Origin of the sequence: Yersinia sp. 2545 StPb PI (assembly GCF_052217125.1) — a bacterium.
GTDB classification, from domain to species: Bacteria; Pseudomonadota; Gammaproteobacteria; order Enterobacterales; family Enterobacteriaceae; genus Yersinia; species Yersinia enterocolitica_E.
The window spans coordinates 1,577,005-1,591,983 of record NZ_JAZGPY010000001.1; the positions used below are offsets into that span (position 1 = coordinate 1,577,005).

The window sequence follows — 14,979 nt, forward strand, 5'->3', positions numbered from 1 at the left end:
TTATGGGTTACCTTGCTGCAACAGTCTGGTGACGAAAGAATCAATTTGACTGATGCTATTTTCGATCTTCAACCGATCGCCATCTGCGATATGCTGTTCTAATGTTTCACATAGCTGTTTGCCAAGTATCAGGTTCAACATAGCAAATACGCCTTTCAATCGATGTGCGGTCTGCGAAAGCGATATGAAATCACGTTGCTGAACTTCAGTATACAGTTTCTTCAGATCTACCGGTACTGTCTCAACAAATAAGGAATAATAGTCACTGGACTTTAGTTGTTGCTCATAGGTATTTATATCATCAGCAGCAATGGATTCAGACTCTTCAGGAGACTCATCTGATAAGATTCGTTGCTCGATTAATAATAATATTGCATCAATGACAGCGCTGCCCAAATTATAATTTACCCGAATATAATTATCCTGCAACTGCTGTAAACCCACCTCGTCTGAGACTAGCAATAAGGTAAAGTTATCATACTGTTGTGGGTTATCCGTTAAGGTTACATCGTAATCCCGCCCTGGCAAACGATCATCCGCGACAATGCAATTGGCGCCGAATGAATTCAATAACGTGGTGATAATTGAACGTACTTCTTCTGAAGTTATATCTAATAGCGCCGTAACTCCGTCCAATAATTTTTCTTGCTCCTCTACTTGTTCATTTTGGATAGCCATGGTTACACGGATAGTATAGCGAGTACCTATATCTACTTTACTGCGAATCTCAAGTTGGCCGTTTAATTTCTTACATAATTGGTTACATAAAAAGAATGTTAACCCCGAGCCATGGTTGTATCGGTCAACCAATGTTTGACTGAGAAAAGGATAATTAAGATTACTGATCTCTTCATCAGAAATACCGACACCAGTATCGGTTATCTGGATAATCAGTTGTTCTGGATGCCCGGGTTCGTGGCCAACATTGAGCGTGATTTTCCCATAAGCTGTGGTGATAACAGAATAATGCAGTAGCAGCGACAGTATTTTACGTAAGATTTTTTCATCGCCGATGTAATCCTGATCGATATTGACATGATAGTGATTAAACAGCGTTAAACCTTTCTGATTTATCGCAGGCAGTACCTCCAGCAGTAGCGCATCGATTAATGCTGATAGAGAGAAGGCTCCCTGTTCAGGCTGCCAGTCCTGAGTCTCCAGCCGCGTCAGGAGGGTAATGTTATCTATCAACTCGGCGATAGTGTCAGTTTGCGCTACCAATTTGGCTTTCAGATTCTGTTGTTGCTGTAAGTCGGTGGTGTTCTGGAGCTCATGGGCTATCTGATTGAGGTTGTTGATAGGTTGATTCAGCTCAATCCCCAAGTTGTGCAACATCAATTTGCGGGCTTGCAGGTTTTTGTCGTATTCACGCCTTGCTTGTTGCAGCTTTTTATTTACCAGTACCTCTTTATCCTGATCATGAAGCAGGAACAGATAGGTTTCTGGTGAAATCTGGCTGCGGAACATCCGAATCTCATAAACTTCATTATTTACCGTGCCCTGAATCACCCCGTGGTGCTGTTCTGCCATATGAGCAATTTTTTGCAGATTTAGATGGGGCATCAGGTTATCGGCAATCTGGTTACTGGCGACTACAGTGCTGTTGCTGAAGTTATAGACCAATAACCCTTGTGGCAGGCTGGTAATAATCTCCTGACTCAGTGATTTCTGTGTTTCTAACTGTTCGACCATATCTGCACTTGGGCGCACATATTGGCGGCGCACAAAATAGATGCCTAAAACAGCCAGTACTAGCAACAATATATTGGACAAAAGGAGCCAAAAGTTGTTTCTCAGCAAATCAATGGCTAACCCCCCGACCGGGACACGATAGACAATTTTCAGCGCGGCATTCGCCAGAGGGGCTGAAAATTCTAGCCAGGAACCATTCAATGCCACGCTGGTTGCTACAATGTCCTCGGGCGCCATACCTTCATTAATGGGAGTCTTATCTTGTTGCAGCAAAAAGTTAGAACGCGCCATGTTGGAAGGTATTAAGTCATTAATTGGTAAGTCAAAAGCGATAACGGTAGCCAAATGCCCAGGATGGTTAAATGTGGTTCTCAGCGTAAAATAGTAGGCGTTCTGAAAGCGAAATTTACGTAACGGTGAGAAACTCTCACGTTCATCTAAGGTATTGGCCTGTTGCAACATTTCCGCGCGCCGAGATTCAGCAGCAACGGTCAGGTAACTTTCTTTAAAACGCGAAGTGACTTCTTTTAATGCCTGGGTGGTGATGAGTGTCAGACTATTATCTTGGCCGTTAAGATAATACATCGAGTAAGTATCATTTTGTGACCCCCAATGGCTATCAAGATAGTCAGATATCTGCAAGATCATCGGCAGTGTTGCTGGCTCGTGATTGCCAAAAATGACCGAGTCAGTTTTTCTGCGCGGCTTTTCGATATAGTAAATATCAGGGCGTAGCCGGACCTCTTGTGCGGAGAGGATACTTTTCTCAGACATATTGGGGTTATTGGCTAAATCGTATATCTGATAGGTATGATAGCGGTAATCATCGATACGTTGTTGCAGGCCTGCGGCGATAGTCGTTAGCGCGTATTTTTTTTCTGCCAGATAGGCATTGGTATAGTTGTAGCTATACAGGCCCATCGTGACGAGCAGCAGGACGATAAACAGCCAGAAACAGCGAGTGATATTCGCAGAACTGGTAGATAACGAGTTATTTTGCATAACGATAATGCATATTCCTTGATTAGCGCGTGACGGCTCTGGCGCTGGCAGTGACGGTCAGTAATAGTAACGCCACACAGCCAAAAGCCACCGATAAATTGCTTAATTGTGCGACAAACCCAATTGCCGCAGGCCCGGCTAAAATCCCGGCGTATCCGATGGTGGTAATCGATGCTACCGCCAAATTGGCTGGCATCACGGTTTGGTTACCGGCGGCGGTAAATAAGATAGGCACGACATTGGATGCCCCAAGCCCTACGAGCATAAAGCCCAAAAGAGCGGCAATTGAGCTATCAACGCTTATCGCAATGATAATCCCAAGCGCAGCACACAGACTGCCACCTAATAATACCTTGTATCGGCCCAATCCGTTGACAATCCGATCGCCATTCAAACGCCCGAGTGTCATGGCGATGGCAAATACCGCATATCCCATTCCCGCTTGTGAGGGGTCCATACCGCGCAGTGTAGTCAGGAAAACCGCACTCCAGTCAAGCATCGAGCCTTCGGCCAGAAACATAACAAAGCACAGGAAGCCAATAAACATCACCCAACCACGCGGCAAAACAAACAGTGGGCCGTCATGGGCTTCTCCGCTACCTCGTAGCAAATTCTTATTGGCAGTGAGCAGGAGAACAATCATTAGCACCACGGTAGCGATAATCGCCGCCAATGGGCTTAGCCCCAACCATAATAAAGCACTCACGCCACCAGCACCGGCAATCCCTCCGACACTAAACAGACCGTGGAAACCGGACATCATGGCCCGGCCACTGGCTTTTTCAACAATAACCGCCTGAATATTCATGGCGACATCTATTATGCCCATAGCAGCACCGAATACGAGCAGAGCGAGAGCCATCGTCACCGGGGTATTCATCAGGACTAACAAGGGAAGATCGAGGCACAGCACTGCCCCTGCCAGTAAAATCACTGGGCGGCAACCCCATTTTGCCGTTAGTACCCCGGTCAGGGGCATTGCCAGCATCGAACCGATACCAATACACAATAGCAGTAAGCCCAACGACGCATCGTTAAGACCGATACGCGCTTTGGCAAAAGGCACCAGAGGGGCCCAAGCGGCCATACCCAATCCTGCAATAAAGAATGCCAGTCGGGTCGAGACTTGCTGTGCAACACCTGGCTGCAATGTTTGTTGGAGTACTTTGGTGGTCATGAGGTATCAGATCTGCGATTGAAACGAACAAGTGATATTGACAGATGTTTCTATCACAAAGAGAAATGCGGGTCGAAGGGATTTGTCTGGATTAGTAGAATAGTTGCTTTTTATATACGGTTGCTTGCGGGCACCCCATGACTCTAAGCCCTATATATGCATGGCATAGCTGGCCTCTCTTTAGCTACTCATTAGGCTAAAATGTGGTTTTTATCATCCTAAATACACCGCAGGATAACCGTATCACTCAATAAGATTGTGGCTTAAAATCAAAAATGATTAGCCGAGGATTATTTCTAGTAGAGAGTGAACCGTTCAATTATTCATCGTTGATGAATAATTGAACGGTCATCCATAGGGCATTATAATCACTGATTAGATATTTTTAAGCTATTTGTGCTTAAATAAAACCATGAAACTATATTATTCGGCTACTATTTCATCTTGTTAATACGTGCTCACTATGAATATACTTAACTATATATTATTGGCAATAAAAAAGCCGGTCAAAGACCGGCCGTAACACTAACTAATTATCTGGCCACATAAGCCACAATGTGAATAAAAGTAAAAATAATGATGATAGCGGATGTATTATAGCCCTCGATTATTGTATTTTACTTATCAATTTGTGCTGCTGATGTATTTTTTCAACATGTTGTTTTATATGTGAATTATATTTGTTCTTGATTATAAGTGCTATATTTTTAGTGTTTTTAATATTTGTTAAAGTTCGCCAGTATTTACATTTTGAAATACTTTGCTGGGTATATGAAACATTATCCGTCACTTAGTAGCATTTTCTGTATAGATTAATCCTAATCTTATTCCCACAATAGAGAAACCCCATTGGGAGTAATTGCTCGAAAGAGCAGTGGCATAATCAAATCTAATAATAGAGGATAATAACGATGAAACTTCGAGTTCTTTCTCTGCTGGTTCCGGCTTTATTAGTCGCAGGTAGTGCAGGTGCAGCTGAAATTTACAACAAAGACGGCAACAAACTGGACTTGTTCGGTAAAATTGATGGTCTGCATTATTTCTCTGACAATAAAAGCAATGATGGCGATCAGTCCTACATGCGTTTCGGCCTAAAAGGCGAAACACAAATTAATGACCAACTGACCGGTTATGGCGAGTGGGAATATCAGGCAAACCTGAATAAAGCTGAAAGTCAGGATCAAGGCAACTTCACGCGTGTTGGCTTTGCGGGTCTGAAATTTGCGGATTACGGTTCTCTGGATTACGGCCGTAACTATGGTGTGCTGTACGACGTAACTTCATGGACTGACGTGCTGCCAGAGTTTGGTGGCGATACATATGGTGCGGATAACTTCCTGTCTCAACGTGGTAACGGCATGGCGACTTACCGTAACACCAACTTCTTTGGTCTGGTGGACGGCCTGAACTTTGCGCTGCAATATCAGGGCAAAAATGGTAACGGTACTGAAACCAATAATGGCCGTGATGTACAAGGGCAGAATGGTGATGGTTACGGTATGTCCGTATCTTACGATTTGGGCTGGGGTGTGAGTGCGTCTGCGGCGATGGCCAGTTCTCTGCGTACTACTGATCAAAATAACCTGAAATTTGGTCACGGTGACCGTGCAGATGCATACACCGGTGGTTTGAAATACGATGCCAACAATGTCTATCTGGCGGCTAACTATACTCAGACTTATAACCTGACCCGCTTCGGTGATTTCGGCAATAACAATGCCGATGCAGGTTATGCTAACAAAGCGCAAAACATTGAGTTAGTGGCTCAATATCAATTTGATTTCGGCCTGCGCCCATCCGTGGCTTACCTGCAATCCAAAGGTAAAGACCTTGGCAACGGTTATGGTGACCAGGATCTGTTGAAATACGTTGATGTCGGCGCAACTTATGCCTTCAACAAAAATATGTCCACCTACGTTGATTACAAAATCAACCTGTTGGATGAAAATACCTTTACCAAAAACGCCGGTATCAACACTGATGATATCGTAGCTGTTGGTGTGGTTTACCAGTTCTAATTCTGATTACAGGATAAGTTCTGAGGCAGAACGCGGTCAATCTGGCCGCGTTTTTTTGTGTCGGTCATCAGGCTGGTATTGTTAGGACAGGATGTTTATCCGCCGAAGGCAGCTCTTACGTGCATTGAAAACAGCCGATGGTTTATCAAAAGGCGCGCCATTTTTAGCCGCACAGACTTTTTTTGACCAATTTTGGTGTGAAGTTTAACCAAACGAATCGAATTTCAATTTTTTCTAAATGAAACACTAGACATATCATCGCGCTATAGATGATAATGCTGCCCATTGGAAGGATGGCCGAGTGGTTTAAGGCAACGGTCTTGAAAACCGTCGACTGTAACAGGTCCTAGAGTTCGAATCTCTATCCTTCCGCCAAATTTAAAGCCCAAGCTTATTGCAAGCTTGGGTTTTTTGCTTTTTCAGCGGGAACAAACAGAGAACGGCTATTACTTGGCCTGCGCCTCGAGAGTAAATGTCTCTTGAATCACCGCCATCTCTTTAACCATGATAGTTTCCGTGCGCGCTTTTGCCACGCCACGGCAGCCTTCACCATAGTGTTCACCTTCCCAACGCCCAACCAATGCTGCACCAACTGCGTTACTCATCACATTAGTGGCAGAACGGCCCATATCGAGGAAGGGATCAACACCCATCAGTAGAATCAACCCTGCTTCCGGGATATTGAACTGGCTCAACGTTGCGGCAATAACCACTAATGAAGCACGTGGAACCCCCGCCATGCCCTTAGAAGTCAGCATTAGAATCAATAACATGGTGACTTGCTCACCCATGCTCAAATGGATATTACATGCCTGAGCAATAAATATGACCGCGAACGAACAATATGCCATGGAGCCTACAAGGTTAAAGGAATAACCAATCGGCAACACAAAACTGGCAATTTTGTTGGATACGCCAAACTCTTCTAATTTCTCTAACGTACCAGGGAAGGCCGCTTCAGAACTTGAGGTGGTAAAAGCTAACAGCGCGGGTTCGCTGATGCCTTTAATTAAGCGCAGCGTGCAGCGGCCAATCAGAAGTATCGAACAACCAATCAAAATAAGCCACAGCAGGCCGAGGGTGAGATAGAACTCGCCCATAAAGATACCGGCACTGACTAATACACTTAAGCCACGCTCAGAAATCATGGCTGAAATGGCAGCGAATACGGTCAGAGGGGCAAACAACATGACGTAACCTGTGAGTTTTAGCATCAGGTGTGCCAACGAATCTAATACCGAAACGATAGGGGTAGCTTTTTCACCGATGGCGGACAGGCTAATTCCCATAAATATAGAGAACACAACAATTTGCAGGATTTCATTGCGTGCCATCGCATCCACAATACTGGTTGGGATAGCGTGTGAGATAAACACCTTAGCCGAGAATGGTACTGGTGCGATACCGTCAACAGCGCTGGCAGTTTCCGCCACGAAGTTAATCCCATCACCGGGTCTTAACAGGTTAACAATCACCAACCCGAGCAGAATGGAAATGAATGCGGCGCAAATGAACAAGAACAGCGTTTTTGAGAAAACGCGTCCTAAGGTTTTGGCATCCCCCATTTTGGCAATCCCAACCACTAATGTTGAGATGATTAATGGAGCAATGATCATTTTGATCAATCGCAGGAAAATATCGGTGAAAATAGATATTTCAGATGAGTATGATTTAGCGAACTCAGGGCTGCTAAAGGAATTAATTAAAAATCCGACAATAATACCTATTATCAGACCCAATATGATCATTGTGGTCAAATTTTTTGATTTCATAAGGATTCCATTTATAAGTAGGGTGGTATCGTTGCTCTAAACTTAATTAATAACAGTGCTGATGTTGTATTTGCCTCTATATTAATCACGGTGCAGGACGAAGCGAATGACGCAGCGCAGTGCACCGGATTATTAGAGTGTTTTTTCTATTGCTACAGTTAATGAAATACTAAATGCTAAACTCGAGTTTCAATAATGGTGCATGTTGCTGAGCACCATAGACGTCAGTATCGCCTACTGCACCCGATACCAGGCTGCGCGGCATGACTACCTTGACAGCATTGGCGGGATCGAACCAAACAATGCGGTGTACAAATTTGGGGTCAATTTTATAGAGTTGCGCAATCAGTTCTTTTTTAAATTGCCCTGATGCTTTAATGCTTGAATATATCTCTTTATCCTTAAATAAAATGTCCAGCACTAATTCATAAGGACCGGCATTTTTCGATCTGACAACGTGTGCCAAATCTAAAATTGATTTTTTCATGCTACCACTCCTTCGGTTGTTACATTTTCCAGGCGGAATTTAAATGCAACTTCTGGTGTGTATTCCATCAAATGATAAATGGAGAATTCATAAACCAGTCCCGCTCGAATATCTGACGGAGAGAATGGGAAGGCCAAATTACCCGCAGTAGCTATTCGCCCGGCATAACCATAATGAAGCAGAGTAGAGCGGGCGAGTGAACATATGCTATCAGCCATGGCTTGAGTCGGGGCGACAACATCCAGCAAAATACCCAATTCATAAGAAGTGGTATCCGGCTCTGGCTCCATTTTGCCCATGACACCGTTCTTGCCGTACAGATGAAAATTGAGCTTCACCGCATCAGGATCGATTTTGAGGTTTTTTTCGACACTGTTGCGTACTTCGACCAAAATATTATCAATACCGGCAATCATAATGGAATCACGGGTGCCGGCAATACTCAGGGTACGATAGCCCACCGGACGTGCGCCTTCCAACTTCACGGTGTATGGCGTGTTTTCATGTACTGACCCGCTGACACGAACCTGGCCGTTGCCGACATTTTCAAAGCGACAGGCTTTCAGGTTCAACACGCCGCCGGGGCCGGGTAAGAAATATGGGTCAGATTTTTCATACAAGGTATGTGCCGCGGCCGAGGTTTCGGTAAATTGACGTTTCTCGTTGAAGGTTTTTAAGGTAAAGCCAGTTTCGTCCAGAATACCCATTGCGCAGTCGGAGCCTGATCCCGGTGTTGCTGCAATAGCAGCACATTCCAAAATCTTGCCACAATGCAACGCCAGACCTTCATCGAATCCCCTCATAATCGGTAACGCCGCAAAGCAGGCGGGATCATAAGCACGGCCACCTAACACCACTTGTGCGCCCGCTTGCAATGCTTCCTGAAAAGGCTCGATCCCCATTTGAGCAACGATATAGGTTGTGGCATCAATGGCTTCATGAGTCAGTTCAGGGACAAAATCCAGCGACTGAATCTTGCCGGCATCAAGGGCGGCGTGCACCACTTCTTTACTGACGTCGGCAGGGATAACAGCCAGCGTAAAGTTGAGCGATTCCTCTTTGGCAATCTCTAAAATTATCTGGCGACACCACTCCAGGTGCGGTGCAGCACCTGAACCACCCGCAGTACCGATAACCACAGGAATACCATTTTTCACCCCTGCGGTTATCATATAGCGCAGATCGCGTTTTACTCCAGCGCGGTCGGTAAAAGGTTTACCGGCACCCAAATAGTGAGGGCTGGGGTCAGAGGATCCAGCATCTACGGCGATTAAATCAGGTGACTCCTCCATCGCTTTCATAAAGCTCTCTTCCGGGAATCCGTACCCCAAGATGGCCGTTGGTGAGAGAATTTTAAAGGTCTTAGACATATCAGTTAGCCTTTGCATTAAGTTGCGCGATGGTGCGAGACATCTCGTTGAACACAATGTTCATCCCTTCATCAAAACCCATCCCCGGTTTGATTAGCATCCGCATCGGACGGGAGGCGATAGCGACATGCACACAGGTGCGAGCGCTGATATCGGTTTCGTTACAAGTCCCCCCCTGGTACGCTTCCATCCCTTTTTTATTGCAGTAAAGAACCGCGTCCACGATGTTGTGAATACTGCCCAAATCAGGGGTTTTGATCTGCACCATGTGACAACTACCCGCATCAGTAAAATCGATGATGTCTTGATAGGTGTTACACCATTCATCGGCCACAATTTTGACTTTCGAACCGAGTTTTGCCAGATTGCGGGTAATCTCAGTTAACAGGCGGATTTGGTCTGGTTTATTGCCCGCATCAACCGGCCCTTCGATATACAGATCCAGATCGCCGGCTTGTTCTTGCAGACTGGCGATATATTCAGCGCACCGCATTGGGTCCATATCAAAAATCAGGCCAATGGTGCCGTAAACATCAATATGCAGATTCGGTTTGTAGTTAGGATCAACGCGCAGTTCAGCCACGCGTTTGGCTAACCAACTCACATAGTCACGCAGTTTTTCGCCATTGCGGCCCAGTTTTTCATCAACGTTGTTGATAAGACCATGTGGCAGAACATCGACGCCTTTAACGATCATTTTATCCACAGCGATATAACGGTCATCGCCACTTTGACCAAACAGCGGAATAGGTTTGGCAACCAGCGGCAGATGCCATTCGTCACACACTACCTCGGCTTTTAAACGCCCGGTAGCTAACGCAGTGGCATCCAGCAATGCCTGAGAAAGGCCGTAACGAATGGCGGTATGTAGCTGTTTGCCATCAATGGTCACGTCGTCAAAGAAACGGGCATTCAGACGAAACTCACTGACATCGCGCCCTTCCAGTAGGGGTTTGATATGTTTTTCTAAGAAAGGAACAAAATTTGCTGCGATAAACAAAGGATCACGACCACCAGCGCCTGAGTATTGCACTGCGGCACAGTCACCCACTGCCACGGCCCCATTTTCTAAAATTAATTGGATGTTGACGCATTCACCTGCCTGCCGAATTGACGTGAATCCCTCAGTCACCGGCTTGCCTTGATAGATAAACCCATCCAATTTCGCGCCATTTTTGATTGCTTGTTGGTCATCGAAGTAGAAAGATGAGTAACCTGCGGTGAACAGAGCGTGTTTGATTTTCATTATGGTCTTCCTATTAATTTACTGTGGGATACAGCGTTAATGTCATCAATAATCATTTGGAATGAAGGTACACGGCCTTCTTCTTTAGCGCGTTCAGCAACAAAATCATGGTGGAGTGCTAGTACATCTTCAGGCAGGGGTACTGAACCCGGATCGAAGACGCGGATGGCGCCGTGGTTATCGCGGATAGGCATCATTTTGCCGGAGTTACAGGTGGCGGGGGCAAATGGCACATCAAGGACTCCCGCTTCAAAGGCACGTACGGTACCTATCGCAATATCGCCCTGACCCAGTTCCAGCACTTTGTTCATAACGGCGCGAACTTCACGTTTAATCAGATCAACCTCGCGATCGACCTCCAGACAAGGTGGGAATTTTTGGTCACGAACCATGTTCAGCATTTGGTTCGAGGCTCTTAATCCTTGACCATTTGCCTCGGCAGTTGGGATCCCGTAGGCCTCATGTGGGCTTTTGGTAATCACCTTGGTAGCACCGGCCATCCCCGCTACTGCGGCCCCCCAAGAGATAACCGCGAATGCACGGGACTCATCTTCTGGGAATCCCCCCATCCATTGATGGAACACGGTACTCAACTCGTAATTGTCGTAGCCATTAGCGTGGAAATATTCATGAGCCAGCTCGCGTAATGATTGGATAGCCGCGATATCTTGCACAATATTACCCACCTGGCCGTAGCCCACGGTGATAGACCGGACACCTTGTTCCAGCGCGAGTAAACCTTCAATAATCGCGACCGCATGGGACACAAACGGCGGGATTAAGGTGCCGGTCAATGGGCCAAATGGCTCGCGGTTAATACGAATACCATGCTCTTCATATACCCCAATCAAGCGATCGCAGTACTGCCAGTCACGAATGGATTTCTCCAGCGTTACGCGTTTTGCATAAGGAATGTTGTAGGAGATCCCGCCGCCTTCGTAGCTGGTAAACCCACTGGCCATTGCTATCTCGGCCAGCAGCCGTGCATCAGGTGTTCCGTGACGGATCTGCAACGGTTTAGACAAACTTTCAGTAATGCTGCGACAAGCTGTTACACCGTGGTTGACGACCGGTAAACCATTGAGTTTTGATGTCCCTGCTTCGATAGATTTTTGGATGCCGATGGCTGCATCTTCGTAACGATTAAGGCGGGTATAGGCATCAATCGTGGTGGGTAGGAGGTCGCAATCTTTTTGCAACGCTGTCAGCAGTGCGATATGTTCTTCGATTAATGCGACCCCAGCACGAGGTTGGCTCAACGTAATGCCTTGGCAGTCTGCTTCAAATAATGCCCGGGCAAAATTTTTCGACTCAGGAATTGTTTGCTGATACTTAACGCCATCTTCAAATTTCTCAACGTCTTTGCCGGTGTGCCACGTTTGTAAGACGTGAAAACGTTCTGACATAAAGTGATCTAAAGAAATCTTTTTGTTGCGAAGTTCCATCATGACTCCAGTTTTTACTTGTTCAAAATTCGAACGCCAGTTTGGGCGGCAGCTTTAGGAAAGCGACGGGCGACATTAGCCAACAGGGGAAGTAAACCTTGTGTATCTCTGTAATACTCAAACTTGCTGGGGAGCAGTACTTGCTTGCCCTCATCATCTAAATTGCGATATTTCAGCCAGTTATGAATATCGAATGATTCTGCCCGGGAGAGCCATCCGCCAGTGCCAATCACCTTTTTAACCAGGCTTAAGTCGCGACCGACCTGTAGGTCAATGTTGCCTGCGCAGGTACAAACCTGTGTTTTTTTGCCCGCATGACGTTCAGTGGCATATCCGACACAAATCCCAGCCAACAGTTGGTCGAAGACAATCTCTTCATCGCTACGGGGTAAATAGCCCGGATGCGCAGTGATATGGGTTAAATATCGATAAAAAGCATCAATTTGGTTTTGTTGATGTGAGAAGTAATGAGCAATCATCGGCATACCCGTTTCGCCAGCATTCATCGCTGAAACGCGCATCCCCAGGTCACCTTCTACGGTTCGTTTAATCAGCGGTTCTGGGATCCCGTGTATCACGGTATCGGGCAACATATGACTGTTATAGGAGGAATAAACATCGGTAGTAGCACCCCCCATATCTATCAACATGAACGTTTCCCAATCGGGCACGTATTGGCGAATTTGTTGTACCAGTTCGAAGACTGAATAGGGCGTAGGCAGTGGGTCTTCACCCGTTTGATCAACGATGACGTCTAAACCTTTCCCTCTAATAATCTTTTTGAGGAAAATGTTGCAAATAGCCTTACGCGCATCAAATGGATTAGGGCTGTCGAGATTGGGCAGCACGTTATTAACGATGGTTAAATCTTTATCACCGAGGATCTCCAATACGTCATCTTGCAAGTCGCGATTTCCGGCATAAATAATGGAGCACTTCAATTTAGATTGAGCCAATAGTTTCGCGTTAGACAGGCCATGAGCGTAGTCACCGCCGTCAGTACCACCGGTAAATAACAGGATATCCGGCGGTGATGCTTCTAAAGCCCGTACATCTGATTTATTCAGGTTATAGGCGAAGTGTTGTGACACTTTAGCCCCCGCAGAATGCGCGGTGACCTTGGCGGATTCGAGGGTAATATTGGGCACCAGCCCAATAGCAGCAACCGCTAATCCGCCTTTGGCCGATGAGGAGTAATCAATATTGACCTGCCCTGACGCTAATAAAGGGCGTGCATCGGCAACATTCAGGATCTTATTCAATACCGAAAAAAATCCTTCAGCCAAATGGTGTGGCGTAGTAGGAGATAATGCATAATTCTTCACATCAATATGGTCATCATCTCCCACCTCGAACACTGCCCCTTTTGTCCAGGTGGAGCCGATATCGATAGAAACGGTGATCATTGCACGCCCCCAGCCGCTGCTTCTGGTTGCATGGCATGTTCAATATCGCCTTTCATTAAAGAACAGACTAATTCCAAATCAGTGTCGGGTGCGAAGACGCGGTTGAATCCCATCTCTTTGAATTTTGACTCAATTTCTGAGAATGCATGTTTACCAATAACCAAATTTCCGCCGACATACAGCAAGATTTCGCCAATTCCGCGTTCAATGCAGTTCTCACGCATACCAATACAATCCACTTCACCGTGCCCATAGATAGAGGAGATGACAATGGCGTGAGCACCGGTTTCAATGGCAGCATCAATATATTCATCCTGACTCACCATCACTCCGAGATTGATGACGTTGAAGTTGTGCATGGCGTTGTTGAATAAATCGAACTTTTGGCCGTAGTTAGGATCAGATCACCACACTCCTGATCCTGCAGCGATATCACGTGGCAAAACAAAAGTTCAAAATCACCAACTGGGCCACCTACAACAAGGCGCTTGTCAATCGGGGCTCACTGACATTCTGGCTTGATGAGTCGGCCATTCAGGCCTGGTATGACGAGCCCAACACGTCTTTACGCGGTCGTCCGCAACGTTATTCTGAGCTGGCCATTTCAACCGTTCTGATGCTCAAACGCGTTTTTCGCCTCACACTTCGCGCTGCGCAGGGATTCATTGACTCCATCTTTACCCTAATGAAGCTCCCGCTCCGTTGCCCGGATTATTCCTGCGTCAGCAGGCGGGCTAAATCCGTCAGCATCCCTTTCAAAAACCCAACACGCGGTGAAATTGCCCATCTGGTTATCGATTCCACCGGCTTAAAAGTCTTCGGTGAGGGTGAGTGGAAGGTGAAAAAACACGGCCAGGAAAAGCGCCGCGTCTGGCGGAAACTGCACCTGGCGGTGGATGCTGATACGCATGAGATTATCTGCGCTGACCTGTCCCTAAACAACGTGACTGATGCAGAGGCATTCCCGGGGCTTATCCGTCAGACGCACAGGAAAATCAGGGCTGCCTGTGCCGACGGGGCTTATGACACAAAGCGGTGCCACGACGAGTTGCGGCGCAAGAAAATTAAGGCGCTTATCCCGCCGCGAACGCGCGCCGGCTACTGGCCGGTGGAGTATGCCGACAGAAATCAGGCGGTGGCGAGGCAACGGCTTACTGGGAGCAATGCGTACTGGAAATGGCACACGGCTTATAACCGGCGTTCAGTGGCCGAAACGGCGATGTACCGCGTAAAACAGCTGTTTGGTGGGCATCTTACGTTGAGGGATTACGATGCGCAGGTTGGAGAAACTATGGCCATGATCCGTGCCTTAAACAAAATGACGCGTGCAGGGATGCCAGAAAGTGTGCGGATTGCCTGAGGAA

At 46.5% G+C, this 14,979-nt stretch carries 10 protein-coding genes, 1 tRNA gene and 1 pseudogene; 3 read left to right on the top strand and 9 right to left on the bottom strand.

The annotated features are described in order from the left end of the window. Both rcsD and V1955_RS07205 read right to left on the bottom strand, forming a co-directional pair. Positions 1-2,694: a phosphotransferase RcsD gene (gene rcsD / locus V1955_RS07200; protein WP_083158303.1), complete on the bottom strand. Its 2,694-nt coding sequence runs from the start codon at positions 2,692-2,694 to the stop codon at positions 1-3. Between the two features lie 22 nt (positions 2,695-2,716). Then, positions 2,717-3,871 (bottom strand): MFS transporter, encoded by a 1,155-nt coding sequence (locus V1955_RS07205; protein ID WP_083158304.1) that lies wholly within the window; start codon positions 3,869-3,871, stop codon positions 2,717-2,719. A gap of 911 nt (positions 3,872-4,782) precedes the next feature. Between V1955_RS07205 and ompC the strand changes: the two genes are divergently transcribed. Continuing rightward, positions 4,783-5,889, top strand: coding sequence for a porin OmpC (gene ompC / locus V1955_RS07210; protein ID WP_083158305.1), 1,107 nt, complete (start codon positions 4,783-4,785; stop codon positions 5,887-5,889). Between the two features lie 287 nt (positions 5,890-6,176). Then, a tRNA-Ser gene (locus V1955_RS07215) sits at positions 6,177-6,264 on the top strand. A gap of 71 nt (positions 6,265-6,335) precedes the next feature. On the opposite strand, the gene V1955_RS07220 is transcribed toward V1955_RS07215, so the two are convergent. From V1955_RS07220 to glmS, 7 genes and pseudogenes are all read right to left on the bottom strand, one after another. Further along, the gene (locus V1955_RS07220; RefSeq protein ID WP_083158306.1) at positions 6,336-7,661 is read right to left on the bottom strand and encodes a dicarboxylate/amino acid:cation symporter; all 1,326 of its coding nucleotides are present in this window, start codon (positions 7,659-7,661) and stop codon (positions 6,336-6,338) included. 169 nt (positions 7,662-7,830) lie between these two features. After that, a complete protein-coding gene (locus V1955_RS07225; protein WP_083158307.1) occupies positions 7,831-8,148 on the bottom strand; it encodes a DUF4387 domain-containing protein in 318 nt (105 codons plus the stop codon). Beyond that, positions 8,145-9,518: an acyclic terpene utilization AtuA family protein gene (locus V1955_RS07230; RefSeq protein ID WP_442820713.1), complete on the bottom strand. Its 1,374-nt coding sequence runs from the start codon at positions 9,516-9,518 to the stop codon at positions 8,145-8,147. The genes V1955_RS07225 and V1955_RS07230 overlap by 4 nt, the downstream gene beginning before the upstream one ends. A 1-nt stretch (position 9,519) precedes the next feature. Further along, entirely contained in the window at positions 9,520-10,764 is a 1,245-nt protein-coding gene (locus V1955_RS07235) for a methylaspartate ammonia-lyase (RefSeq protein ID WP_102970385.1), read from the bottom strand. Next, entirely contained in the window at positions 10,764-12,209 is a 1,446-nt protein-coding gene (locus V1955_RS07240; protein ID WP_442821428.1) for a methylaspartate mutase subunit E, read from the bottom strand. Before V1955_RS07240 ends, V1955_RS07235 begins: the two co-directional genes overlap by 1 nt. Before the next feature lie 14 nt (positions 12,210-12,223). Then, complete coding sequence (gene glmL / locus V1955_RS07245; protein WP_442820714.1) at positions 12,224-13,615, bottom strand: methylaspartate mutase accessory protein GlmL; 1,392 nt, start codon at positions 13,613-13,615, stop codon at positions 12,224-12,226. Next, positions 13,612-13,989 (bottom strand): annotated as a pseudogene (gene glmS, locus V1955_RS07250) (methylaspartate mutase subunit S); the annotation flags it as partial. The pseudogene glmS and the gene glmL, both read right to left, overlap by 4 nt. 62 nt (positions 13,990-14,051) lie before the next feature. Between glmS and V1955_RS07255 the strand changes: the two are divergent. Further along, the gene (locus V1955_RS07255; RefSeq protein WP_226717630.1) at positions 14,052-14,975 is read left to right on the top strand and encodes an IS5 family transposase; all 924 of its coding nucleotides are present in this window, start codon (positions 14,052-14,054) and stop codon (positions 14,973-14,975) included. Positions 14,976-14,979: the final 4 nt, after the last annotated feature.

Coding starts and splice junctions, on each gene's coding strand:
- rcsD (WP_083158303.1), bottom strand. CDS start 2,694: ATGCAAAATAACTCGTTATCTACCAGTTCTGCGAATATCACTCGCTGT.
- V1955_RS07205 (WP_083158304.1), bottom strand. CDS start 3,871: ATGACCACCAAAGTACTCCAACAAACATTGCAGCCAGGTGTTGCACAG.
- ompC (WP_083158305.1), top strand. CDS start 4,783: ATGAAACTTCGAGTTCTTTCTCTGCTGGTTCCGGCTTTATTAGTCGCA.
- V1955_RS07220 (WP_083158306.1), bottom strand. CDS start 7,661: ATGAAATCAAAAAATTTGACCACAATGATCATATTGGGTCTGATAATA.
- V1955_RS07225 (WP_083158307.1), bottom strand. CDS start 8,148: ATGAAAAAATCAATTTTAGATTTGGCACACGTTGTCAGATCGAAAAAT.
- V1955_RS07230 (WP_442820713.1), bottom strand. CDS start 9,518: ATGTCTAAGACCTTTAAAATTCTCTCACCAACGGCCATCTTGGGGTAC.
- V1955_RS07235 (WP_102970385.1), bottom strand. CDS start 10,764: ATGAAAATCAAACACGCTCTGTTCACCGCAGGTTACTCATCTTTCTAC.
- V1955_RS07240 (WP_442821428.1), bottom strand. CDS start 12,209: ATGGAACTTCGCAACAAAAAGATTTCTTTAGATCACTTTATGTCAGAA.
- glmL (WP_442820714.1), bottom strand. CDS start 13,615: ATGATCACCGTTTCTATCGATATCGGCTCCACCTGGACAAAAGGGGCA.